We start from the raw sequence: 24189 nt of genomic DNA on the forward strand, positions 1-24189 counted from the left end.
CTTACGGATGGAAAGGCCAGATCATGGGAATGAGCAGCCAGCACATGAGCAGGGTGATCAGCTGCAACGGCCAGCCGGCCTTGACATAGTCCAGGAAGCTATACTTGCCCGGTCCCAAAACGATGGTATTGGGCGGAGTGGCGATGGGCGTCAGGAAGCAGGCCGAGGCGGACATGGCGATGCCCATGGTGATGGGCAGGGGCGAAATGCCGCTGGCCAGGGCGATGGGCAGGGCCAGCGGGGCCATGAGCGCGGCCGTGGCCGTATTGGACATGAAGTTGGTGATCAGGGCGGTGAGCGCGCAGCAGACCAGCATGAGCATCCAGGGGTCGGAAACCATGCTCACCACGGCGTTGGCCACAATGGCGGCCGCGCCGGACTTGGCCATGGCCGCTGACATGGAGAGCATGCCCGCGAAGAGGAAGATGGTGGTCCAGTCCACGCTGCGGAAGGCCTCGCGCATGGTCATGCAGCCGGAGATGACCATCAGGCAGGCGCCCAGTATGGCGGCGGTGGTCAGGGGCATGAGTTCGCTGGCCATCATGAAGACCACAAAGGCGAAAATGGCGATGGAGTACCACATCTTGTTTTCACGGCGCGTCTGGCCCTCGGTGACGATATCGTCGTCCATCTGGCGGCCTTCGGGCAGAAAGCGGTGGCCGATGAGGCCGTAATAGGCCAGGCCCACCACCAGCAGGGGAATGCCGATCAGGCCGAATTCAAAGAAGCCGAAAGGCGTCTGGCCGGTCTGGGCCAGCATGGAGTTGATGATGCCGTTGGGCGGCGTGCCCACCAGGGTCACGGTGCCGCCCAGGGATGAGGCAAAGGCCACGGGCATGAGCACCTTGCCCGGCGCCAGCTTGGCCTTGATGCACATGCCCAGAATCATGGGCACGGCCACCACGGTGGTGCCGGTGTTGGACAGCACTGTGGAGAGCAGGCCCACGGCGGCCATGGTGTAAACCAGCAGCAGCACGGTATTGCCCTTGGAGAGCCGCACGGCCAGCGCGCCGACCTTGTCCGCGAAGCCGGTAATGAACGTGGCTTCGCCCACGATGAACATGGCCATGAACAGAATGACCGTGGGATCGCCGAAATAGCTGAAGGCCACCTTGGAGGTAATGACGTGCGTCAGGGAAAGCGCCACCGGCACCAGCAGGGCGGTGATGGGCAGGGGCACGATTTCGGTGAAAAACATGACCGCCGCCGCTACCAGGATGCCCAGGGTAATGTAGGCCTTGGTGGGGTCTTCAGGCAGTTTTATGCCCATGCCCGTGGCGGCGAGAGCGTCCTGCCCCACCAGCAACACAGCCAGGATCAGCAGCATTGCTGCCGGGAAAAAGAACCGTTTCATCCGTCAACCTCCAAAGTTTCAGAGTTGAAGGCGTCCCCGCACGCATGCCGCCAGCGGGGTCCACACGGCCTCCGGCGCACTGCTGGCCGGAATGACTTGAAAAAGATGGAAAAGCATTGCATACGGAAACGATACTGACAACCCCCTTTTGTTGAATGACTGCTCAACTTTTATGTTTTTTTCAAGCATACCGTGATAGATAGAGAAAAAAATTTTATAAATCCGCATGTTGCGTAAAAAATCACAATTCTTTTATGCCTGTTATACCTGTGATACCAAATTGCAATATATATGGTATCAACAGTAAAAAGCCCATCATCCATAGCAGAGTACACGGACTTTGTGAAAACATTCCACCAATACAGGTGCTGATTCCATTGTCCGCCGCGCCTGCCAGGGCGGACGGCGCTCGGACGCAAAAAAGGCCCGGCCGAAATCTTTCCGGCCGGGCCTTTTTAGAACGTTTTGATATTGAAAATATCCCAACGCCCTGTGCGGATTTTCCACGGAAATCCGCACCGCGAAATTATCGCAAGGCGAATTTGCTTCGCCGTTAAGCGATAATTTCAAGCGCAAACGGCTCGAGACGACGCCGAAGAACAAATCCTGCGCAAATCAGGCTGGATCAGGCGGAAGAATTCTCACCGTGGCGCAATATTTCCGCTCACGGCACAGGACTGCCCCCTGCCCGTCACACAGTGGCCGGACGCCCGACTCGGGCGCTGCCCCGGCCTCAGCCCGGAAACGGATTGCTCCCAACGCCGTCTACGGGCGTTCGCCCTTTGCCAGGCGGGCGTTGATCTTGTCGATCAGGCCCGGCAGATCCGCAATGCTCGAAATCACATAATGCGCGCCCGCCTCGCGGAAGGCGCGGCCCAACTCCTCCTCGCGGCGGCAGAGTTCGTCGGCGGGCAGGGCCGCCGCTTCCTCGGCGGTCAGGCCCAGGGCATTGCTGGTACGGGTCACGCCCACGCTCCAGTGCCCCGCGTTGATGCCCTCCTCCACGTCGGCCAGGGTGTCGCCGACCTTGACCACGGCCTCCGGCGGATGCACGCCCAAACGCATGCAATTGAGGTAGCACATCCACGGCCAGGGGCGGCCCTGGGGCGCCTCGTCGGCTGTGACCACCGCGTCGGGTTTATACCCGGCGGCCTCGGCACGCGGCATGAGGCGCACCATCATGTCCCGGCTGTAGCCGGTGCAGGAGCCGATCTTGAGGCCCTTGGCGCGCAGGGCGGCAATAGCCTCCACGCAGCCCGGCACGGGCATGGCGTAGTCCGCCAATGTTTCAGGCATCAGTTCCTGCACGGCGGCAAAAATCGTATCCGTGGCGGCATCGTCGGGCGCATTGCCGTGCCCGGCACGCCAAAGTTCGGCCAGGCGCGGCATGGCCAGCATGGCCTGCACGTGCTCGCGCTTTTCGCGGCCCATGGGAGCGCGCACTTCAGCCACCTCGGGCTTCATGCCGTGGCGCTCAAAGGCCCGAGAAAACACGGCCACCGGCCCCCGGCAACCGTGGTCCACCGCCGTACCGGCCCAATCCAGAATAACGGCCTGTATCGGCCCCATATATGCTGTGCGACGCAGAAAAGGCTTCATGAACTGTCCTCATGTGCGGATTAGAGCATTTTCACAATGAAATTACTCTGTACTGTTACAAGGCCCGCGAGATTTTCGCAGGCGTGCTTTGCCCGCCGTCAAGCGGAAATCTCAAGCGCAATATGTTCTAGAGCAGATTAACTTTGAAATTTTATAAATTTCAAAGTTGGCATTCCGGCAAAAAGCGCGGTTATCGCTGCTGTCGATCCCCGTATGGCTCCGTTGTCGCCAACGGGGACAGCACTTCGGGCTGCCTTCGGTCGCTTTTCCGGAATCCGCGCCGTGTTCGGCGTTAGAGCATTTCAAAGTTGAAATACTCTAAAAAAAAGAAAGCGCGGGGAAATTTCCCCGCGCCGCCGTCAATCAGCGGCCCCGCCGGAAGATCCGGCGGGGCCGCGTTCAGTCAACAGTCACTTATTTGGGGAAGTACTTCTTGTCCAGCTTTTCGTACTTGGGCAGGAAGCGGGTAGGCAGCGCCAGAGCGTCGCGACGGAAAGGCGGCGCAAGGCGGGTGCCGTCGGTCATGATTTCGATGACGGCCGGACGGCGGTTCTTGTAGGCCGTTTCCAGAGCGTTGGCCAGGTCGGCCTGGGTGTTGACGGTGTAGCCGTCGGCACCCATGGATTCGGCGATCTTGGCGTAGGACTTGGACCAGATGTCCGCGCCCACGAAGCGGTTGTTGTAGAAGTCCACCTGGTTCTTCTTTTCCGCGCACCAGGCACCGTTGTTGTACACGGTGGCGATGACGGGCAGGTTGAACTGGCAGGCGGTGGGCACTTCAAACAGGCTCATGCCCCAGGCGCCGTCGCCGGCGATGGAGACGACCGGCTTGTCCGGGCAGGCGAGCTGCGCGCCCAGAGCGGCCTGATAGGCGAAGCCGGTGTTGCCGAAGGTCAACGTGGCGATGTCGCGTTTCGGATGACGGAAACGCAGGTAGCTGTTGGCCGTGGAGGAGGTGTTGCCGATATCGGTGGTGGCGATGGCGTCATTGTCGTAAATGAACTTGCCGACCACTTCCAAGGCCTTGCGGGGGTGCAGGCGGCCTTCGATCACGGGTTCGTTGGAGATCTCGTCGATTTCCTTGTGCCAGAGGGCCAGCTCTTCCTTGACCTTGTTGGCCACGGGCGTGATGTCCTTCTTGGGCATGGCGTCACGCAGCTGCTTGTACAGCTCTTCGGAAGCGTCCTTGGCATCGGCGCACAGCCCCACGGTGATGGGGTGGGTCTTGGCGATGTGCATGGGATTGATGTCGATCTGGACGATCTTGGCCGTCTTGGGGAAGTAGTTGATGCCGTCCTGGGGCAGGGTGCCGAAGTAGGACAGGCGGCTGCCGATGGCCAGGATCACGTCGGCCTTTTCCATCAGGCGCATGGCGGCATGGGAGCCCATGTAGCCGATGGGGCCGCACCACAGCGGATGGTCGGCCGGGAAGGCGTCGTTGTGCAGGTAGCTGCAGGCCACGGGAGCGGCGATGTGCTCGGCCAGGGCTTTGACGGTGTCCACGCAGTCGGCGTCAACCACGCCGCGGCCGGACACGATCACGGGATTCTTGGCGGCTTTGAGCACTTCGACGGCGTGCTTGAACATTTCCGGATTGCCGATGCCGCCGGGGGCCACGCGGTACTGGGAGGGTTTCAGGATTTCTTCATCCAGCTCGCCGTAGAAGTAGTCGCGCGGGATGTCCACCAGCACGGGGCCGCGCATGGCGTAGGCGGCGCGGAAGGCGGTGCGCAGAATGTCAGCGGCGCGTTTGGGATGGGGCACGCGCAGGGAAGCCTTGGTGATGGGCTTGAACAGATTCCACGTGTCGCATTCCTGGAAGCCGTCCCAGCCCACGGAAGCGGAACCGGCGCTGGGCGAAAGGATGATCATGGGGCTGTGCGCCATGTTGGCGGTAGCCACGGCGGTCACGTAGTTGGTGATGCCGGGGCCGTTCTGGCCGATGACAACGCCGGCTTTGCCGGTCATGCGGCAGAAGGCGTCTTCCATGTGGCCGGCGGTCTGCTCATGGCGCACGGAGATGAAGTCGATGCCCGCGGCCGGGAAGAGGTCCAACAGGTCCATGTAAGCGGAACCGAGGATACCGCTGACGTGTTTAACGCCTTCTTCCACCAGGACTTCGGCCATGGCCTCACTGGGAGTCATTTTAGGCATAATTGCTCCTTTTGCTTTCGCGCTGTTTGTGATGCTTGCGATCCGCAACCGCCCGTTCCTCGCGCCCGCATCTCCGCGGCACGTCGGAGAAAAACGGAAAAAAGGGGAAGAGCGGCCTGCAGGGCCTGAGAACACCCGAAAATTGTGACAGAAGTAGCAAATTGCGTGCCGGACGGAAGGCTTTCGTATCCGCCTCAATTTCATAGCTCTTTCCATGCAGCGGCCTTGCGGCGGCTTTTCTGGACGGCAAAACTGTCTTATAATCCGGACAGTGTCTGTCAAAAGTGTTCAATCTATCGGACAGATCGGACAGTTTGGAGCACTGTGATTTTATTTTACATGACTCCCGTGCCGCTGTCACCGCTGCCGTGCGGACAGAGGCCGCCGGGGCCGGTGCAGGGCCGGACGCGCGCGACATGCCCGAAGACGCGCAAGCGCCGGGTGCAAAAAAGCGGAACGCGCCGCCGGAGTCGCAACGGCAGCGCGTTCCCTCTGGCCGGGACCTCGCGATCCGGACCAAATCTCTTTTTCCATTTTGCGCTACCGGCTCCCCACCGCTCCTTCGGCCCGCGCCGAAGCCGTACGCGGCGTCAGGGCGGCAGCAAAAGCCGCCGGGCGTGCGGGAGGGGGCATCAAGGCCGCGGGATTCGCGGCGCGCTGCCGCGCCCCGCCCCGCTCTTCCTGCAAATGCCGCAGGCATTGCCCGGCTGTGGCGAAATTCCGGCGCGCGCCGCGGTAATCCGGCACCTGCCGGGCCTGCCCGTGGTCATAGAGGATCAGGCCACCGGCAAAGGCATCCACATCGTCGGGATCATGGGTGATGATCACGGCCGGGATGGTCAGATCAGCCAGCAGTTCCAGCAGTTCCTCGCGCAGGCGCTCGCGCAGCAGCGGGTCCAGGGCGGAAAAGGGCTCGTCCAGCAAGAGCAGTTGCGGGTCGGCGTTGAGAGCGCGGGCCAGGGCCGCGCGCTGGCGCTGCCCGCCCGAAAGCTGGACCGGCAGATGCCTGGCCAGATGCCCGATGCCGAAGCGCTCCAGCATGGCCTGGGCCTTGCTCCGCTCCGTCGCGCAGATCCGCCAGGGCCAGCAGCCGGTACGGGCGTAAGCCACATTCTGGAGCACGCTCAGATGCGGAAACAGCGCGTAATCCTGAAACATATAGCCGATGCGGCGGCGGCGGGCCGGTACGCAGACCTTGGCCGCGCCGTCATAGAGCACGCGCTCGCCCAGGCGGATATGCCCGGCATCCGGGCGGGTAAGCCCGACCAGGCATTGCAGGGTCAGGCTTTTGCCCGAGCCCGAGGGGCCGAACAGAACCACATGCTTCTGGCTGTCGCCGATCTCGTAGGCCACGTCCAGGCTGAAGGGCGTGTCCGCATTCCGGAACGTTTTGCGCAGATGCAGCGAGATCATCGGGACCGCCTTTTCCATTTCAGTTTCAGCAACAGTTCCGCCGCCATCAGCAGGCTGACGCAGACAGCGGAGGTAATGATCACCAGCCAGACGGCCTGGACGTCGTTGCCGGCCTGAAAAGCGTCATAAATGGCCAGGGCCAGGGTCTGGGTCTTGCCGGGGATATTGCCCGCGATCATCAGCGTGGCCCCGAATTCGCCCATGCCGCGCGCGAAGGCCAGCATCAGCCCGGCGAAAATGCCTCTCCAGGCCAGGGGCAGGGAGACGCTCACAAAAACCCGCCACTCCGAGGAACCCAGGGTGCGGGCCGCGTTTTCCAGGTGGGGGTCCACCTGCTCCAGAGCCGCCCGCGCGGATTTGTAGATCAGGGGAAAAACCACCACCGTGGCCGCCACCACGGCTCCCTGCCAGGAAAAGATCAGATTGATGCCCATGTCGGCCAGCCAGTGGCCGAATACCCCGCGCCGCCCCACCAGCAGAATCAGATAATAGCCCAGCACCGTGGGCGGCAACACCAGCGGCAGGGTGCAGAGGGCGTCCAGAAGGGCGGGCAGGGGCCCTCTTTTTCTTGCCAGCAGCCAGGCCATGAGCGTGGCCGCCACAAAGGAGAACAGGGTCGCCAGGCTCGCTACCCGGAGGGAAAGCTCCAGCGGGCTCAGAATGGATATCTGATCAAAATCCATAAGATCGGGTCACCCTGTCCGCTGCAAAGAAAAATAATCTGACGACACGCCTGGATATTTCACGGCATTTGAGGATTTTTGACCGCCGACAAGGCACATATATTTTTTGCGCGGGGAGTGGGTTCTTCTCGCCCATGACCCAAGCAAAAAACATGTGTAACGCCGCCGGCGGTCAAAAGGACCAAATCCCGTTAAGGCTTGGAGAAGCCGTACTTGGCCAGCACCGCCTGCCCTTCCGGCGAGAGCACGAAGTCCAGGAAGGCCTGTCCCATCTTGGGATTCTTGCCCGTAGTGGCCACGGCGATGGGATAAAGCACGGGCTTGTGGCCCGGCACCACCAGGACCACGTCCACCTTGCCGGCCTGCTGTTTGGCATCCGTGCCGTAAACAAAGCCCGCGTCCACTTCGCCGCGCGCCACATAGTCCAGCACCTGGCGCACGCTCGCCCCTTGGATCACCTGGGGTTGAAGAACGTCCCAGAGTTTGGCGTTGGTCAGGGCCTCGCGGGTGTAGCGCCCGGCGGGCACGGAATCGGGATTGCCCACGGCGATGCGCTTGAAGTTCTTGAGGTCGGCCAGATCAGCGGGCTTCTTGCTCCCGGCGGGCACGATGAGCACCAGGTCGTTGAGCGCGAAATCCTTGCGCGTGGCCGGGTCCACCACCTTGGAGGCCACGGCCTTGTCCATGGTGGCCTGGTCGGCGGAGGCGAAAACGTCCACGGGCGCGCCTTCCTGAATCTGCTTCAGCAGCGGATTGGAGGCGGCGAAGTTGACGTGCGCGGTGAGGCCGGGATGTTTTTTCTCAAACATGCCCTTGAGCTCGGTAAAGGCGTTGGTCAGGCTGGCCGCCCCGGAAATGGTCATTTCCGCGGCCTTGGCGGGCAGGGCCAACAGGCCGACACAGGCCAGGGCCAGAAGAATGCGGGAAAGGAAGGGCGTCTTCATGTGTTTTGTCTCCTCCATGAGTAGTACTGACGAGAAAGAAGGCCGACGGCGGCGACAGGGGGCGCGGTCGGGGTTATAGCTACTCTACCCCAGCGGCACGGACCGGCAAGCCGTTCACGTTTTGGGCAAAAAACGTGAACGGGGATCAAAACGGGTGCATACGCACGTTTTACGACAAAAACGTGAAGGCTGTACAAAGCCGGTGTTCTATTTGTATAAGGAGGAAAAAACGCGGAAAAGGCATGGACAAAACAGCAAAGCGTGAAGAACTGGCGGCGCTGCTGCGCTCGCTCTCCCCGGCGGACACGGCCTGGCTGCGGCAGCGACTGCTGCGGCGGGATTCCGTTGCCCTGCTGCAGGATACCGGCCGGATCAGCCCGCAGGAACTATTGAGCGTGGAGTCCTGGCTCTGGGAACGGGCAGCGGCGGCGCGCGGTCCGCGCGAAAAACGCCCCCGCCTGCGCATGTGGCTGATTTTCATGCTGTTGCGCTACGCGGGCCTGCGCCTGGTGGAAATTTTCGCCCTGGGTCCGTCGGATATGGATTTGCAGGGGGGGATCATCCGCGTGAAGGGGGCCTGCGGCCGCGAGGTGCCGTTGCCCTTGGCCGTGAGCCGTCGCCTGCGGCGGGTGCTGGAAGATCCGGGCCTGTTTCCGGCCAGCCCGGAACTGATGCGTTGCGACGCCAGTTACGTGCGGCGCAGCCTGCAACAGTGCGGCGCGGCCTGCGGCCTGCCCAAGGGCCTGCTCAGCGCGCGCAGCCTGCGCCACAGCCGGGCCCTGGAACTGGGCCGGCAGGGCCTGCCCCTGCCGGTGGTGGACATTTTTCTGGGACGGCGCGCCGGGCCCGGCCAGAGCGGCATTGTGCGCTGCGATCCGCAGAAGGCGCAACGCCTGTTGCGTGAACAACTGCAAAGGGAGCGACCCATGAAAACCAGCGCCCGGAACGTGTTTCAGGGGCGGATCGTTGCATTGCGCCAGTCCGGCCTGCTGGTGGAGGCCATTCTGAGCACCGCCGGCGGCCTGCGCGTGGCGGCCCTGATCACGGATGAGAGTTACCGCAGCCTGGCACTGGAGGAAGGCAAGCTGGTCAACGCCAGCGTGAAGGCCCCCTGGGTAATGATCGAAGCGGGCGCGCCGGAAGGCGGCAACGGCCGCGTGGACGCGACGTCCGGCGCGGAAAACCGCTTCGCCGCCGTGGTGGAACGGGTGCGCGAAGACGGGATGGTCATGGAAATCCTGGCGGCCCTGCCCGAAGGCAGCCAGATCTGCGCCCTGCAAAGCAAAGGTCCGGCCACAGGCGCGCCGCTGCGCGCCGGAGACAAAATCACGGTGCTGTTCAAGGCCTTCTCCGTGATCCTGAGCCTGGATTAGAGGCTGTCTCTAAATCGGCTCTTTTGACTTCCGGCGGCGTTATCGATGCTGTCTTTATCCGTAGCGGCCATGCCGCCAACGGCTGAAGAAAACTGCGTTTTTTGCTCCAGTCGAGCACCATCGGAGCACACTCCTTCCGCAAAAAACTTGTTTCCCTTGCCGGAAGGCCAAAATTCCTCAATTTAGAAACAGCCCCTGGAGTGAATCACCTTTTCAACGCTGATTCACTCCACAGCAATTCCTCAGAGTAATTTCAGTCAGTTTGAAAAGACGTTGACAATGGCGCGGGCGTCCATGTCCGGCGACAGGGGCAGCAGGGCCAGCCGCCGGAAGTCCTCGGGCCGGTCCATATCCAGCTTGAGGTCCGGACGGCGCAGCCAGTCCTCTTCCGGGTCAAAGGTGGAAATGCGGAATTGCGCGGCATTGTCCCAAATGTAGTTCAGGCAGTGCTCACGCTGGGAGGGCTGCTTTGCCCTGGCGTCCAGGTCATCCAGCAGTTCACGGGAGAGAACTTCGGCCCCCAGGCCGTCGGGCCAGAGGTTGTCGCGCGGAATATGATTGTAGGCGTAGTCGCAGTCCGTGCGTTCATAATGCGCCAGCAGCCGGTCCACGGCTTCGCCCCAGATCAGGGGATTGTCCGCGCAGACGCGCACCACCAGATCCGCCTCCGCCTCCCTGGCGGCCAGACAGAAACGGGCCAGCACGTCGTTTTCCGACCCGGCCAGGCAGGGCACGCCCCGGCGTTGCAGATGCTCCAGCAGCACCCGGTCCAGTTCCGTATCCGGCACGGCGACCATAATCCGGTCCAACCGCCGGGATTGGGCCAGACGGCGCGTCACCCAGTCGATGACGGGCAGATCGCGCAGGCAGAGCAGGGATTTCAGGGGCAGGCGGCTGGACCCCAGCCGGGCCTGGACAATGGCCACGCTTTTGCCGTGGCGGGCATTATGGGACATGGTGTTTTCCTTATCTCTCACGGCGGGTTCAGGGTCTTTTCAGATCCAGAAGCACCGTGACGTAAAACCAGGGAATCAGCAGCCACTCCGAGCGCTCATAGTATTCCGTATCCCCGCTGCCCATGCGCACGCGGCATGTGCCGAGCAGGCCGCCGTCAGCTTGAGCCGCCGGCCGGGACAGTCCCGGCCGGCGAAAGCCGAAACGTCCCTGGCCGTTCTTTTCCATTTCCCAGCGACAGCAGACATAGACCAGCGGGCGCATGCCGCTTTCGCGCCTCAAGACGTCCTCCACCAGCGCCGCGTCCGCGCCGCGCACCCGGTAGCGGGCCGCCAGAACGGGAAACCGAGCGTCACGGCCCGGCTCGCAACCCAGAAATTCCAAGACGTCCGGCTTTCTCCCGGCCATGGCCAGGAAATCGCCGCAGGCCGGGCCCGGCGGCAGAGGCGGCGCAACGGCCTCCCCGGCCCCGGCCGGAACCGGCAGCCCCAACGCCAGCAGGGTGCAGAACAACAAGACAAGCGCGGCCAGGCGTTGCGGGCAAGGCAGCCGGGACAATCCGGACGGCTGGGGCGGCAATGCCCGCGTGTACCCGCTCATGTCTCGTCCCGGTCCAGAAGATCCAGCATCAGGCCCACCACCCGCGCCTTGTTGGCCGTGAAGTCCAGGCGGTTCTGGCGCTCCCAGAAGCGCGCCCGGCGGGCCTGCTTGAGCATGGCCAGAAAGACGTTACGGATTTTGACGTCATCCACGCGGTCCATAAGGCCCACAAAGGCGAAGCCGTTGCGCGGGCGGGCAAAGGTGTGCCGGGCCTCGCGCTCGTGATGGGCCAGAACCATGCCGGGCACGCGCATGTGCGCCAGCTCATAGACCGTGCGCCCGGCCGAACAGATGGCCAGGTCCGCGCCTTCCATCATCCGGCTCATGACGTTGGTGGCCCAGGTGAATTCCACCAAGGGGTTTTCCAACTTGCGCAGATGGGCCTCCATGGCTTCCTTGTGGGCGTAGCCCGGCCCGGCCACCAGGCGGACCGAAATGCCGTAGGCCCGGCAGATGGGTTCGATGATGTCCAGTATCCGGCGCGAGCAGTCCCGCTGGTCCGTGCCGCCGAAGGTGAGCAGCACGGTGCGCACGTCGGGCCGCAGGGGATTGCGCCGTGCGCCCACAAATTCGTCGCGCAGACAGAAATAGTCCGCCCCGCAACGCAGGCGCTCCGTAGTCCGGCCGCTTTCATACAGGGCGTTGACCACCAGGTTGGCCAGAGTCGCGCCCGGCCCCTCGTCCTCGAAGTTGACGCAGCGCGCGCCGCCCGCGCGCAGGCGCTCCATATAGGCCGCGTCCGTGTTCAGAAAGTCGTTGACCACCAGGTCGGGCCGCTGGGCCAGCACCGTGTCGGCCAGATTCTCGTGCCCCTGGCGCACGATGCGGTAGTCCTTGCGGGCGATGCTTTCCACGGCCAGCTCGCTCTCGCGCGTGCAGACAAAGGTGATCTTGTGGCTGGTAATCTCATGGGCCAGCATGAGCGCGCGGAAGACATGGCCCATGCCGATGGCCGGATAGCCCGCCACCACAAAAACCACATGCCGTCGCCGCAGCAGGCGTTCGCAGATCCACCAGTCCTGATAGCCCTGGATTTCAATGGCCCGCTCATTGAGGAAATAGGGGATCACCTTGTTTGGACGGGGCACGGGGGCGCGGCCCGGTCCGGATACGACCTGCGGCGTCTCCCGCAGCAGGGCCAGGCGCAAGATGATCAGGGCCCGGCTTTCCACCAGAAGCTGCTCCTCGCCGCAGGCGCCCGCCTCGCCCGTGGCGCAATCCAGCAGCCTTTCCAGGCTGTCGCCGCGCACGTTCCAGATGCGCTGGCGCACGCTTTTTACCGTGACCAGGCTGTCGGCCCCGGCTTCCAGATATTTCTTCCAGGCGTCCTCCACGTCCACCCAGGTCAGCAGCGGGCAGGAGGCGCGCAGGATGATGCAATGCTCGTAGCGGCGCGCCAGATCGCCCAGCAGGTCGCGCATCTCGGCCACAATATCCAGGCTGGTGAAGCGCAGATCCTTGTTCCAGTGAAAGCCCACGCCCGTCCGCTCGCAGATCAGCGAGATTTCCTGGCTGTCCGTGAGCACCACAATGTCCTCGCCCGGAGCCACGGCGCGCGCCGTGTGGATGGCCCGCTCCATAAGCGTGACCCCGGCCAGCTTTTTGACCAGCTGGTCGGGGATGACCGCGTTTTTCTTGATGGCCGGGATGACGATGCAGCGTTCTTTCACGGGTTCCACTATCTCTGACCCAACCTGAAAAGATGGATTTTGTTCCCTGGCAAGAAAGAGGCTCGGCAAGGCACAGGGATAAAGCATTTCAACGTTGAAATGCTCTAACGCCAAACGCGGCGTGGATTCCGGCAAAGCGACCGAAGGCAGCCCGAGGGGCTGTTCCCGTTGGCGGCAACGGAGCCATATGGGGATCGATAGCAACGATAACCACGTTTTTCACCGGAATGCCAACTTTGAAATTTGTAAAAATTCAAAGTTGATCTGCTCTAAAGACGCTTTTCAGCGCAAGGAAGTCAGCACGTCGCGCGTGGCCGCCAGCATGTAGTCAAACTCTTCTTCGCTCAACCAGTGCTGGAAGGGGAAGGAAATCATGCTGTCGAAAAAGGCGTCCGCATTGGGGCAATTTGCCGTGCCGCAGCCCAGGCGCTTATAGTAGTCGTAACGGTCCAGCGGAATATACTGCACCACGCATTTGACGCCCTTTTCCCCGGACATGGCGCGCATGAAGCGGTCGCGCATCTCCGGGCCGGTGGTCATGCGGGCGGCCAGCAGATGGTAATTGTGGCGGCGTGAGTCCACGCGATGGAATTCCAGTTCCGGGAAATCGGCCAGAGCGTCCATGAAACGTAGGGCGCGTTCCCGCTTCCGGTCGTTGATAGCGTCAATGCGGTCCAGCAGTTTCGCGCCCAGGGCGCATTCCACTTCGCCCAGGCAATAGTTGTTGGGCATGAGCATGTCGCCGTCCAGCATGGGCACGTCCACATTGCCCATGGCCGGTTTCCAGTAGTCCGGGCGCTCGAAGTCATAGGCGCAGTGCCCGTTGTGGCGCAGGGCGGGCACCACGGCGGCCAGGGCCGGGTCGCGCACGTAGAGCATGCCGCCCTCGCCCAAGGTGGTCAGGTTTTTGTGCGAGTGGAAGGAGAACACGGCCATGTCCCCGAAGCTGCCCGCTTTTTTGCCGTCCACTTCCGCGCCGATGGCCTGGGCCGCGTCCTCGATGAGAATCAGGCCGCGCTCCTTGCAGAGGGCCGCTATGGCGGGCATGTCCGCCACATAGCCGTAGAGATGGACCACCACCACGGCCCTGGTTTTGGGGGTCAGAACTTTTTCGATGCTCTCGGCCGTGACCACGCGGGTGTGCGGGTCCACGTCGGCCCAGACCAGGCGCGCGCCCTTTTTAAGATAGGGATAGGCTGAAGCCGTGAAGGTGTGCGAGGGAATGACCAGCTCGTCGCCGGGCTTGAAACGGCAGAGCTGGGCCGACATTTCCAGGGCCGCGCAGCCGTTCATGGTGGTGAAGCAGGAGCCATCGGCCACGCCCTGATAACGCGCGAACTTGCTTTCAAACGCGCGCATGTACTGTCCCTGGGTCAGAGGATCGGCGTTGCGCATGGCCTCCACGACCACGGCGATTTCCTCTTCCGTATAGCGGATGGCGCGTCCGCTGAAATTGACCTTGATGTCCATCTCACCCTCCATGGGAGGTTACTAAAAACGGCATTTGAAATCTTTTTGCCGCCGGCAAGGACTATGGGCTGTTGCGGCCTGCCGCCTACAGCCCATGATGCCTTGGCGCAAACGAACTTTTTATGACGGGAGTGGACTCTTTTGGTCCATGACCGGAATAAAAAGCGTGTTTGCTTTAGCCGTTGGCGGCGTTGCCGCCTTACGGATAAAGACAGCATTGATAACGCCGCCAGCGGCAAAAAGGGACAAATGCCGCGCTACATATTTTTGAAACGCCCGATCACATTCTCTTTGGTGAGAATCTTTTTAAAATCCGGGCCCAGGCGGTTGATCAGGGGCTTTTCATGCACGATGCTGGCCTCGTACAGGGCCGTGTACTGCGCGTCGCTGAGCCCTTGGCAGATGCCCTTGGGTAGATCAATGCCCTGACGCTCGATCATGGCCATGAAGTCCCGGTATTCCGTGGGATAGATGTCTTCCAGCACGGACAGGGCGTGGCAGTTGGCCAGACCGTGGGGCATGTGCAGCACCATGCTCAGACCCGCCGAAACAGGATGCACCACGCCCACGAAACCGGCGGCCATGCCGCCCAGGAAGGAGGCGATCATCATCAGCTCGCGGTTTTCGTCGCTCATCATGTCGTCGGAAAGAAAGACCCGCTTGCAGATGTCAATGGCCTTTTCCGCCAGGGAATCCACCACCACGTTGCGGTAGGAACCGGAAAGGCTTTCGAAGCAGTGCATGTAGGTGTCGATGCCGGTGTAAAAATACTGGTTGCGCGGCACGCTGGCGGTCAGGTCCGGGTCCAGAAGCACCTGGTCGAACATGGTATAGTCGCTGTTCATGCCCAGCTTGAGATTTTTGGCCTCATTGCAGATGATGCCCGTGCGCGAGGTTTCCGAACCCGTGCCGGAAAGCGTGGGCACGGCGATCTTGTAGGGCGCGGGATGTTTGACCAGCTCCCAGCCCTGGTAGTCCTCGGCCTTGCCGGGATTGGTCAGCAGATTGCCCACGCATTTGCAGGTGTCCAAGGTCGAGCCGCCGCCGAAGGCCAGCAGGGCGCAGGGCATTTTGCCGCCCAGAAATTCCTTGGCCCGGGCGGTGTAGCCGTCCACGCTGTCGGTGGTGGGCTCTTCCGTGGTATCCACGTAGAGCACCATATCCTGGTTTTCCACGGGCAGGCGATCCGCCAAGCCCTTGCCCTCAAAATAATGATCAAGGAAAAAGACCGCCGGTCCGTCCTGCGCCTCGCGGCGGGTGGTCAGCAGATCGCCCAGTTGGGCCAGCGCGCCCTTGCCTATCATATAGTAGCCGACATTTTTCGCATTGCGGTACATGGTTGTCCTCACGTTATGGCAGATGATTCCGGGGCCATACGCCAACGCGCCCGTTCTGGCAAGAGGGCCGCGGGGCGGCCTATTCCCCCGCGTTTCCCGCCGCCAGGGGATCGGGCCCGAAACGGTTGGGCCCGGCCGTGCCCGGCAGCGACAGGATGGCAAGATAGCAGATGCACATGGACAGGGAGAGCAGGGCCGACACCGGACCGGCATTGCCGCCGGGCGCGCCCCGGCCCAGCAGCCAGAACAACAGGCTGAAGATGGGAACCAGCAGCCACCAGCCCGCCAGATTACGATCGTGCAGGCGGCGCACCGTCACCCCGAGATTGGGCAGAAGCAGGGCCAGGGAAACCAGAAAGTTCAGCCCCATGGCCGTCTTGGGCGGCAAGGGCGAAAGCACGATATTGGCGGCCAGATTGATCAGGCCGATGCACAGCATGAACCACCAGAATTCCGAACGGGACGCGCGGCCCCGGAAATTGCAGTATTTGTCTTTCAGACAGACGCGCACGGCCTGGGCAAAGGTCATATCTCTCCCCTTTCTCCGTTTTTCATTGGGGGTTGCCCGGCGCGCTGTCCGGGGGCGCGGACCTCAACGGATCAGGGCCGAAGCGGTTGGGCCCGAGCGTGCCGGGCAGAATCAGCATTATGAGAAACCAGATAGCCACGGCCACCGCCAGAAGAGACAAGAGAACCAGGGCGGTCTCCGTAATCGACATCGTGAAAATCATCGCCAGCAGCAGAATGGTGGGGACTATGGGCGCCAACTGCCACCAGCCCGACAGGTTGCGGTCGTGCAGGCGGCGCGCGGTGACCCCGATATTGGGCAAAATGAAAGCCAGCGAAACCAGGACGCTGAGGCCGTTCCCCGCCGCTGAGGGAAGAAAACCGGCGACAAGGCTCACAACAACATTGACCAGGAACATAAATAACATGAACCACCAGAATTCCGAGCGCGAGGCCCGCCCCTTGAAGCTGCAATACTTCTCGGTCAGGCAACGCCGCACAGCGGGCGCGAATTCCATATGTTCCCCTTTCCCGGTTTTCCGATCGGGCACCACGGTATTTTACGTTTGGAGTGTTACACAGTTCAAACCCAACGCCGCCCGCGCACAGTGGAAACGGCAGCCGCTGGCGGGTTCGGGCCGTACGGATGTCGGCGGCAATGCTAAAACGCGGTTTAGCGCTGTGTCGATCCCCGTATGGCTCCGTTGTCGCCAACGGGGACAGACCTTCGGGCCGCCTTCGGTCGCTTTGCCGGAATCCACGCCGCGTTGCTCTCGATGTCTGTACGCCCTTTGGGCTACAGGCACGGCCCCGCAGGCCGCCCGTCGGGTCGGTCTTCGCGGCGCGCCTCACCGTGTCCGGCGTTGGAACATTTCAAGTGTGAAGTGCTCTATGCCGTGCGGCCGCGCCAGGACTGCACGGTGTTTTTGAGCAGCATGGCGATGGTCATGGGCCCCACGCCGCCGGGCACCGGCGTGATGGCGCGCGCCTTGGCGCTCACGCCCGCGAAGTCCGCGTCGCCGCAAAGGCCTTCGGGCGTGCGGTTGATGCCCACATCAATGACGACCACGCCTTCGCGCACCATATCGGCGGTGACGAAGCGGGGCCGCCCCATGGCCAGAAAAAGGAAGTCCGCATTGCGGCATTCCGCCGCCAGATCCGGAGTGCGCGAATGGCAGATGGTCACCGTGGCATTGGCGTAATCGCCGGGCCGGGCCAGGAGCATGGCCAGCGGTTTGCCCACGATGTCGGAGCGCCCCACCACCACGGCCTTTTTGCCTGCGGGCGAGAGGTCGTAGCGCCGCAACAGCTCCATGACGCCCGCGGGCGTGCAGGAGACAAAACCCGGCAGGCCCAGGGAAAGGCGGCCCACATTTTCAGGATGGAAGCCGTCCACATCCTTGGCCGGATCAATAGCCAGCAGGCAAGCCTGGGCGTCCAGGCCGCACGGCAGGGGCAATTGCAGCAGAATGCCGTCCACATCCGGACGGCGGTTGCATTCATGGATCAGGGCCAGCAGTTCGTGCTGGCCGGTGGACGCGGGCAGATGATAGGGGAAGGAGATAATGCCCGCCTCGGCGCAGGCCCGCTCCTTGTTGCGCACATAGACCTCCGACGCGGGGTCCTCGCCCACCAGGATCACTGCCAGACCCGGCGCGCGGCGGCCTTTGCCGCAGGCGGCGGCCACTTCTTCCCTGAGTTCCTCGCGGATGACGCGAGACGTTTCCTTGCCGTCAATCAAAAGCATGCTCTTCTCCGGCCTTGGGGTTCAAAACTGATCAGAAAAATTCAGCATACGCCATCCGCGCGCCGCGCTCAAGCTCCGGGCGGGTCTTCTCCCTCCATTTCGCCTGACGCGCCGGGCCGGTTCGGGCCGGTCAGGGCCCGATTCCCGGAAGACCAGCACCCTGGCCCTCCGTCCCGGCTCGCCCTCCAGCGAATCCGGCCCGTAGCGGTTGGGACCGGCCGCGCCGTCCACGGTCAGCAGCCAGTAAAGACTGAGCAGCAAACATGAAGCCGCAAGCTGCACCAACGGAGACAGGAGCTGAGGCATGTTCAGCTCCGGCCGGAGCATCAATTGGAACAGCCGGGCGCTCTCTTTCCCGCCCCAGATTTCCAGCGGCGCCCAGAAGGCGAGAGCGGGCGCGATGATCAGGGAGGGCAGACCCAGCAGCATCCACCAGCCGGGCATGCCCCGGTCGTGCAGGCGGCGTGCCCCGGCTGCGCACAGGGGCAAAATGCAGAAGGCCGAGCAGGCCAGACGCACAGCCGCCGGACCGTAGGGAACGAGATGCGAGCCCAGCAGCACGCTCAGGATCAGCACCTGACTCTCAAGAAAAAGCGCAAGCAGCTGCCAGGCCAGCACGAACCACCAGAACTCCGCGCGCGATGCCCGGCCCCGGAACAGAAGACAACGGCGCAGGCAAAGTTTCACGGCCGTTGTAAAGGACGGCACCCGCGCCTCTTTTCCGCCGGCGGCGACGGAAACACCCTGCTTATCTCTCCTTTCAGCGGTGAGCAGGAACAAAAGAATCACGAGACAGATTTCCGCGAGGGGGTACATCAGCGGTCCGCCAAAGGCATAGTCCGCCATCAGGAAGGTCGCCAGCTCCCAGCTCTCCAGTAAGAGGCGCGGCAGGGCCAGGCACAGCCACCAGGGACTTTTGCCGCAGTCACGCAGGCGCCGGGCCGCAGCCGCCAGAAAGGGCAAAAGCAACAGCCCTCGCACCATGAATGGCGGCGAGGAGAGCATAGAGCTGCCGAACGCCGGGAAAATGCTGCTCAACGAACCCGTCAGCAAGGACATTGACTGCGCTGCCAGCACGCCGACCAGAAAAAAGCACCAGAATTCCTCACGGGACGATCTGCCCCTGAAATCCGCGAACTGACTCAAATTGGCTCTGACTATGGCGGCAATGCTCATATCCTACGCTCCCTCGCCACTGTCAGAGGATCTGGGCCAAAACGATTCGGACCGGACGTGCCCTTTCTGAGGCAGAGGCACAGCAGAAGCAGAAGCAACAGCGCCGTCGGCAGATGCAAGATCCAGAATTCGCCGGGATACCGCTCCAGATGATAGGCAAGGGCCGCGTCCGTGATTTCCATCCAGACGAGTGAAGCGGGTATGCCCACCCAAGCGCCGATGCCCAGAGCCAGCAGTGTGGGAACAAGTGGAACCAGCAGCCACCAGCACCTGAGGTTGCTGTCGTGCAGTCTCCGGACACCCACGGCCAACAGGGGAACCGCCAGGAGCAACAGGGCCAGCAAGGGCAGACCCTGCGTCACAAAGAACAGCCAGTCCGGCCCCTGCTGCCGGAAGAGCAGTATCTTGTACCCCAGGAGCAGCAGCGCGTACAACAGCACGAACCACCAGAATTCCGCGCGCGATGCCCGCCCCCGGACATGCAGATACTTGCGCAGGCAGGTTTTGATGCCGCGGGCGAAGCTCATGGTCGCTTTGCGCTCCGCCGGGGGAGAAACCGGCGGATTCCCAGGGACCGTCTCCGGAGCCAGGGGGTCAGGCCCGAAACGATTGGGACCGGAAGTGCCTTTTCTGACCCAGACGAACAGCAAAAAGAATTGCAGCAGCATATTGAGGATGCGCAGGGACCAGGACAGCACGGGATGCCCGTCCAGTATCTTCGGGAACAATGAGGAATTGCCGCCGACCAGCTTTACCAGGTCCAGGGCTTCAGGCCTGCCCCACAGCAGGGCGCATCCCAGCGCAAGCAGCGACGGCAGCCACATGGCCGTCGGCAGCCACCAGCCGCTGAGATCGCTGTCATGCAAGCGTCGAATGCCGACGGCCAACATAGGGATAAAGATGACAAACTGCAGCAGGACGGCGATGAGCGCATCCGTGACGGCGAGTATTTGGAATCCCCCCCAGGACGGCATGCTTTTCAAGCTCCGGATGAGTGAAAGGCAGGAAATCAGGACGACGCCCTGCGCAAGCAGGGCAACAAACGAAAACCACCAGAATTCCGAGCGAGGGGCCCGGCCCCGGAAACAGGCGTACTTGCGCAGGCAGATTTTCACGGCTGCAATGAATTTCACTGCTCAAGGCCTTCCCGGTGGCTAAGGCCATGGGAAATAGCAGGCTTTCCGGCCAAGGCTTCCGCCGAAATCAGAGGGTCAGGCCCGTAGCGATTGGGGTCGGGCGTGCTTTTCTTGATCAGCAGATAAAGCAGAAAAAGCAGGGCGCCCAGCACTGAAATTGCCCACAGGACATGCCAAGCGGGATGATCCAGCAGCTCGGTGGCCCATGCGTCATCCCGGCAGTACCGCAACAGCAACACCTCACCCGTCTGCAACAATGAAGGCAACAGCGGTACGGCTACCCACCAAAGGCTGCGACCGCAATCCTTCAGACGCCGCACGCTCACTCCCACCCACGTCAGCCACACGGCTAGAATGGCCGCTCCACCGGCTAGACTCAGTAGCGGCATCATGGATCCCAGAACCGCCATGACCACATAGAACAGCGGCAGCATCAGGGCATACGCAAAGAGATTCCACACAAATTCCGCGCGTGACGCCCGGCCGCGAAAACAACACCATCTGATGGGAAAACTTTTCAACGCCATACGGCTCTCCCCAGGTCGGCTTTGAAACAGTGTCAAGTGCAAGCGATGCCGTCATTTCCAGGCACCTCCGCGCGACAGCAATAGAAAGCGGACTGAAAGACCGGGATACCGAATCTCGCTACCGCGAATGTTACGGCATGTTCCACCCTGAAAGACTCCGCTGCAACAAGGCCCGCGTCCTTTACGGGCGCGGGCCTTGCGTTCGGCATAGCGTTTTAGTCCTCGCTGTCGCCCAGCGCGTAATACTCGGCCAGCATGGGGCCGAAGAATTCGGCCTCGTCGCCCAGTTCCTCCTCAATGCGCAGCAACTGGTTATACTTGGCCATGCGCTCGGAACGGCAGAGCGAGCCGGTCTTGATCTGCCCGGCGTTGACGCCCACGGCCAGATCCGCAATAAAGCTGTCTTCGGTTTCGCCGGAGCGGTGCGAAATGACGGTGGTGTAGGCCGCTTCCTTGGCCATTTCAATGGTGTCCAGGGTTTCGGTCACTGTGCCGATCTGGTTCAGCTTGATCAGGATGGAGTTGCCCACGCCTTCGGAAATGCCCTCGGCCAGGATGGCCGGGTTGGTCACGAAGATGTCGTCGCCCACCAGCTGAATGCTCTCGCCCAGGCTGGCGGTAAGCATGCCCCAGCCGTCCCAGTCGCCTTCGGCCATGCCGTCCTCAATGGAGATCAGCGGGTATTTGCGGGTGAACCCGGCCAGCCATTCGACCATTTCGGCGTTGTTGAAGGTCTTGCCCTCGCCCTTGAGCACGTACTTGCCGTCCTGGTAGAATTCCGAGGCGGCCGCGTCGATAGCCAGGGCCACTTCGCCGCCGGGATTGTAGCCCGCCTCCTCGATGGCCTTGATGATGTAGGCAAAGGCTTCGTCATGGTTCTTGAGATTGGGCGCGAAGCCGCCCTCGTCGCCCACGCTGGTCACATGCCCGTCCGCTTTCAGGATGGCCTGCAGGGTATGGAAAATCTCCGTGCCCATGCGCAGGGAATCGCGGAAGGTCATAGCCCCGATGGGCATGATCATGAATTCCTGGATGTCCAGGTTGTTGGGGGCGTGCGCGCCGCCGTTGATGATGTTCATCATGGGCGCGGGCAGCACCTTGGCGTTGATGCCGCCGAGATACTTGTAGAGCGGCAGGCCCAGAAAGGTGGCCGCGGCCCGCGCGCAAGCCATGGACACGCCCAGCATGGCGTTGGCGCCCAGGCGGGATTTGTTGTCCGTGCCGTCCAGATCGATAAGGCTGTTGTCGATCTGCACCTGGCGCAGCACGTCCAGGCCCAGAAGCGCGTCGGCGATTTCGCCGTTGACATGCTCCACGGCTTTGGTCACGCCCTTGCCGCCATAACGTTTCTTGTCGCCGTCGCGCATTTCCAGCGCCTCCCGGCTGCCGGTGGACGCGCCGGACGGCACGGCCGCGCGGGCGCTGATGCCCGATTCCAGGGTCACTTCCACTTCCACGGTGGGATTGCCGCGCGAATCCAGGATCTCACGGCCGAAAACAGAGGCAATGCTGCTCATATTCGCTCCTTATGCCCTCATGTTGGGGTTATGTTCAGAACAAGGCCGGGCGCGCCGATGCGCGGCGGCCTCAGAGAATATCCCGCTCCTCATAGTACAGACGCCGCAGGCCATCCAGCAACAGGGCGGGCAGAACATGGTCGAAGACCGGGCTCACCCTGGCGATGGACGCGGCAAAGCCGCCTGTGGCCAGCACCTTGATCGGGCCGGACATCTGCCGCTTGAGCCGCTGGGTCAGGCCCTCCACCATACAGACAAAGCCAAAGACCAGACCATGCTGGATGCTGGTGGTGGTGTCGCGGCCGGGCGCGGGTTCTTGCGCGCGAATGTCCAGATTGACTCTGGGCAATTTGGCGGCTTCGCGCGACAACGCGGCCAGGGCCGTGGCCGGGCCCGGAAAGATCAGGCCGCCCAGATAGGCCTGCCCGCTCACGCAGTCAAAAGTCACCGCCGTGCCGAAGTCCACCACCAGCAGGGAGGCCGCGTCCGGGCAGAGCCTGCGGGCGGCGAAAGCCCCCACCAGGCGGTCCGCTCCCACTTCGGAGGGCCGTTCGTAACGGTTTTCCAGGGGAATGGGCAAGTCGTCGGGCGCGCAGTACAGGGGCCGGTCCAGATAGCGGGCCACGGCCTCGCGCAGCAGCGGGTCGAAACCCGGCACCACGGAAGAGGCCACGCAGGCCTTGAGCTTCGCCATATCCGTGTCCGCGTGCCGCAAAAGGGAAAGAAGCGTGAGGCCCAGGCTGTCCGAGGTGTGCCCGGCGTTGGCCGGCAGGGTGTAGGAAGTCAGCACGTGCCGCTCATTGGCCAGCCCCACCTTGATGGACGTGTTGCCTATGTCGAAGAGCAGAAGTTCCGGCTGCATGGGACACCCCCGCGTCGGCGTGAAAAGTCAGTTTCAGAGCATTGAAACAGTAAACGTGCCGCCCCGGCGTGTGCGGCGCACCGCGAAGCGTAACGGCTCCGGCTGGATGGCGCTTTGAAAACATCGCCTCCAAAACTACTCCGCGTCAGCGCGAACAGGCCCCGTCGGAATCCGCCGCGTTCCTATGCGAAATATTTTATGGAAGAGTAAGTATGCCGGATTCATGCGGCGGAGGCAAGCACGGCACGGCCGCCCCGCTTGCGGGACGGCCCCGGCGAGGTATACAAATACGCTCCGGGGAACACGCCATGGATGAAACGCTCTTTTTCCTGCATCTGCCGCGCACGGCCGGGACCACGCTGAACGCCGTTCTGCACGATAATTTCGCGCCTGAAACCGTCCTGAGCGTCTATGCCAAGGAGGATTACGAGCGCTGCCGTATGCTGGAGGCGGACGTGCTGGAGCGCATCCGCCTCATCGAGGGGCATCTGATGCCCGAAAGTTTCGATCCGCCCAGCCTCTACGGCCGTCGCCTGCGCATGTTCACCCTGCTGCGCGAGCCCTTGAGTCGGCTTGTTTCGGAATACGTCTTCCAGAAGTCCTGGCCTGAAAACCATCTCTACGCCTATCTCAACGAAAATGCCGTCAGCTTCCGGGACTACCTCACCAGCAACGATCCCCTGCTGAAATTCCGGGGCAGAAACTTCGTCACCCACTGTCTGGCGGGCGTGTTCGCGCCGGACAGGAATCCGGACGAGGTGCTGGCCCTGGCTAAAAAGCATCTGGAAGAAAGTTTCTGCTTTGTGGGCATTCAGGAGCGCTTTGACGAAAGCCTCCTGCTGCTGGCCGACGAAATCGGCTTGCAAAAGCTCTTCCACGAACGCCGGAACATGCTGCGCCCCGGCCTGGCCGACGCCGTCAGCGCCGAAGACCGGGCTTTGGCCGCGCGCCTGAACAATGCGGACCTGGAGCTTTACGCCTTTGCGCGCACCCTCTTCGAGCGGCGCGTGGCCGCGGCGGGTCCGGACTTCACGGCCCGGCTGCGCCGTTTCCGCTTTCTGAACGGCAAGTATCAGAAAATGTGCGCCACACTGGAAGACACCCTGGTGGGCGAGCGCGCGGGCCCCATCCTCAAGCCCAAGGGCTGACCGGCGCAAGCGGCGGCA

At 62.5% G+C, this 24189-nt stretch carries 21 protein-coding genes; 2 read left to right on the forward strand and 19 right to left on the reverse strand.

Features of this window, described 5'->3' with window-relative positions; genetic code table 11:
* Position 1 precedes the first annotated feature (1 nt).
* The 6 genes from HMPREF1022_RS10525 to modA form a co-directional block, all read right to left on the reverse strand.
* Complete coding sequence (locus HMPREF1022_RS10525; protein ID WP_008682420.1) at positions 2-1354, reverse strand: SLC13 family permease; 1353 nt, start codon at positions 1352-1354, stop codon at positions 2-4.
* Between the two features lie 765 nt (positions 1355-2119).
* Positions 2120-2953 (reverse strand): phosphonoacetaldehyde hydrolase, encoded by an 834-nt coding sequence (phnX, locus tag HMPREF1022_RS10530; protein ID WP_009303100.1) that lies wholly within the window; start codon positions 2951-2953, stop codon positions 2120-2122.
* A 414-nt stretch (positions 2954-3367) separates the two neighbouring features.
* Entirely contained in the window at positions 3368-5107 is a 1740-nt protein-coding gene (gene xsc, locus HMPREF1022_RS10535) for a sulfoacetaldehyde acetyltransferase (RefSeq protein ID WP_008682430.1), read from the reverse strand.
* A gap of 540 nt (positions 5108-5647) precedes the next feature.
* Positions 5648-6520 carry an ATP-binding cassette domain-containing protein gene (locus tag HMPREF1022_RS10540; RefSeq protein WP_008682432.1) on the reverse strand — a complete coding sequence of 291 codons (873 nt, stop codon included), beginning with the start codon at positions 6518-6520 and terminating at the stop codon, positions 5648-5650.
* Complete coding sequence (gene modB, locus HMPREF1022_RS10545) at positions 6517-7203, reverse strand: molybdate ABC transporter permease subunit (RefSeq protein ID WP_008682433.1); 687 nt, start codon at positions 7201-7203, stop codon at positions 6517-6519. The genes HMPREF1022_RS10540 and modB overlap by 4 nt, the downstream gene beginning before the upstream one ends.
* 191 nt (positions 7204-7394) lie before the next feature.
* A complete protein-coding gene (gene modA, locus HMPREF1022_RS10550; RefSeq protein WP_008682435.1) occupies positions 7395-8147 on the reverse strand; it encodes a molybdate ABC transporter substrate-binding protein in 753 nt (250 codons plus the stop codon).
* A gap of 242 nt (positions 8148-8389) precedes the next feature.
* On the opposite strand from modA, the gene HMPREF1022_RS10555 reads away from it, so the two are divergent.
* Positions 8390-9520, forward strand: a complete 1131-nt coding sequence (locus tag HMPREF1022_RS10555) for a TOBE domain-containing protein (protein ID WP_009303101.1) — start codon at positions 8390-8392, stop codon at positions 9518-9520.
* Between the two features lie 257 nt (positions 9521-9777).
* Here the strand turns inward: HMPREF1022_RS10555 and HMPREF1022_RS10560 are convergent, their stop codons facing one another.
* The 13 genes from HMPREF1022_RS10560 to HMPREF1022_RS10620 all read right to left on the reverse strand — a co-directional run bounded on the left by HMPREF1022_RS10560 (position 9778) and on the right by HMPREF1022_RS10620 (position 23023).
* On the reverse strand, positions 9778-10476 hold the full coding sequence (locus HMPREF1022_RS10560) for a cytidylyltransferase domain-containing protein (protein WP_008682438.1): 699 nt from the start codon (positions 10474-10476) through the stop codon (positions 9778-9780).
* 28 nt (positions 10477-10504) lie between these two features.
* On the reverse strand, positions 10505-11074 hold the full coding sequence (locus tag HMPREF1022_RS10565) for a DUF4952 domain-containing protein (protein ID WP_009303102.1): 570 nt from the start codon (positions 11072-11074) through the stop codon (positions 10505-10507).
* Positions 11071-12744, reverse strand: coding sequence for a cytidine 5'-phosphate N-acetylneuraminic acid synthetase (locus HMPREF1022_RS10570; protein ID WP_009303103.1), 1674 nt, complete (start codon positions 12742-12744; stop codon positions 11071-11073). The genes HMPREF1022_RS10565 and HMPREF1022_RS10570 overlap by 4 nt, the downstream gene beginning before the upstream one ends.
* A 282-nt stretch (positions 12745-13026) precedes the next feature.
* Positions 13027-14214: a DegT/DnrJ/EryC1/StrS family aminotransferase gene (locus tag HMPREF1022_RS10575; protein ID WP_008682441.1), complete on the reverse strand. Its 1188-nt coding sequence runs from the start codon at positions 14212-14214 to the stop codon at positions 13027-13029.
* Between the two features lie 257 nt (positions 14215-14471).
* Positions 14472-15551 (reverse strand): iron-containing alcohol dehydrogenase family protein, encoded by a 1080-nt coding sequence (locus tag HMPREF1022_RS10580; RefSeq protein WP_009303104.1) that lies wholly within the window; start codon positions 15549-15551, stop codon positions 14472-14474.
* Positions 15552-15630: 79 nt separating this feature from the next.
* Positions 15631-16080, reverse strand: a complete 450-nt coding sequence (locus HMPREF1022_RS10585) for a DUF805 domain-containing protein (protein ID WP_008682443.1) — start codon at positions 16078-16080, stop codon at positions 15631-15633.
* A gap of 22 nt (positions 16081-16102) precedes the next feature.
* Positions 16103-16576 carry a DUF805 domain-containing protein gene (locus HMPREF1022_RS10590; protein ID WP_009303105.1) on the reverse strand — a complete coding sequence of 158 codons (474 nt, stop codon included), beginning with the start codon at positions 16574-16576 and terminating at the stop codon, positions 16103-16105.
* Between the two features lie 371 nt (positions 16577-16947).
* Positions 16948-17805 carry a bifunctional methylenetetrahydrofolate dehydrogenase/methenyltetrahydrofolate cyclohydrolase FolD gene (folD, locus tag HMPREF1022_RS10595; protein WP_009303106.1) on the reverse strand — a complete coding sequence of 286 codons (858 nt, stop codon included), beginning with the start codon at positions 17803-17805 and terminating at the stop codon, positions 16948-16950.
* Between the two features lie 21 nt (positions 17806-17826).
* Positions 17827-18981, reverse strand: coding sequence for a DUF805 domain-containing protein (locus HMPREF1022_RS10600; RefSeq protein ID WP_009303107.1), 1155 nt, complete (start codon positions 18979-18981; stop codon positions 17827-17829).
* Positions 18978-20114 (reverse strand): DUF805 domain-containing protein, encoded by a 1137-nt coding sequence (locus HMPREF1022_RS18915; RefSeq protein ID WP_008682450.1) that lies wholly within the window; start codon positions 20112-20114, stop codon positions 18978-18980. The genes HMPREF1022_RS10600 and HMPREF1022_RS18915 overlap by 4 nt, the downstream gene beginning before the upstream one ends.
* Complete coding sequence (locus HMPREF1022_RS10610; RefSeq protein ID WP_008682451.1) at positions 20111-20644, reverse strand: DUF805 domain-containing protein; 534 nt, start codon at positions 20642-20644, stop codon at positions 20111-20113. The genes HMPREF1022_RS18915 and HMPREF1022_RS10610 overlap by 4 nt, the downstream gene beginning before the upstream one ends.
* A gap of 215 nt (positions 20645-20859) precedes the next feature.
* Entirely contained in the window at positions 20860-22161 is a 1302-nt protein-coding gene (eno, locus tag HMPREF1022_RS10615; RefSeq protein WP_008682452.1) for a phosphopyruvate hydratase, read from the reverse strand.
* Positions 22162-22231: 70 nt separating this feature from the next.
* The gene (locus HMPREF1022_RS10620) at positions 22232-23023 is read right to left on the reverse strand and encodes a type III pantothenate kinase (RefSeq protein ID WP_008682453.1); all 792 of its coding nucleotides are present in this window, start codon (positions 23021-23023) and stop codon (positions 22232-22234) included.
* A 308-nt stretch (positions 23024-23331) separates the two neighbouring features.
* Between HMPREF1022_RS10620 and HMPREF1022_RS10625 the strand changes: the two genes are divergently transcribed.
* A complete protein-coding gene (locus HMPREF1022_RS10625) occupies positions 23332-24171 on the forward strand; it encodes a sulfotransferase family 2 domain-containing protein (RefSeq protein WP_008682454.1) in 840 nt (279 codons plus the stop codon).
* The last annotated feature ends 18 nt before the right edge of the window (positions 24172-24189 follow it).

The organism is Desulfovibrio sp. 6_1_46AFAA (assembly GCF_000224635.1).
Lineage (GTDB): Bacteria > Desulfobacterota > Desulfovibrionia > Desulfovibrionales > Desulfovibrionaceae > Desulfovibrio > Desulfovibrio fairfieldensis.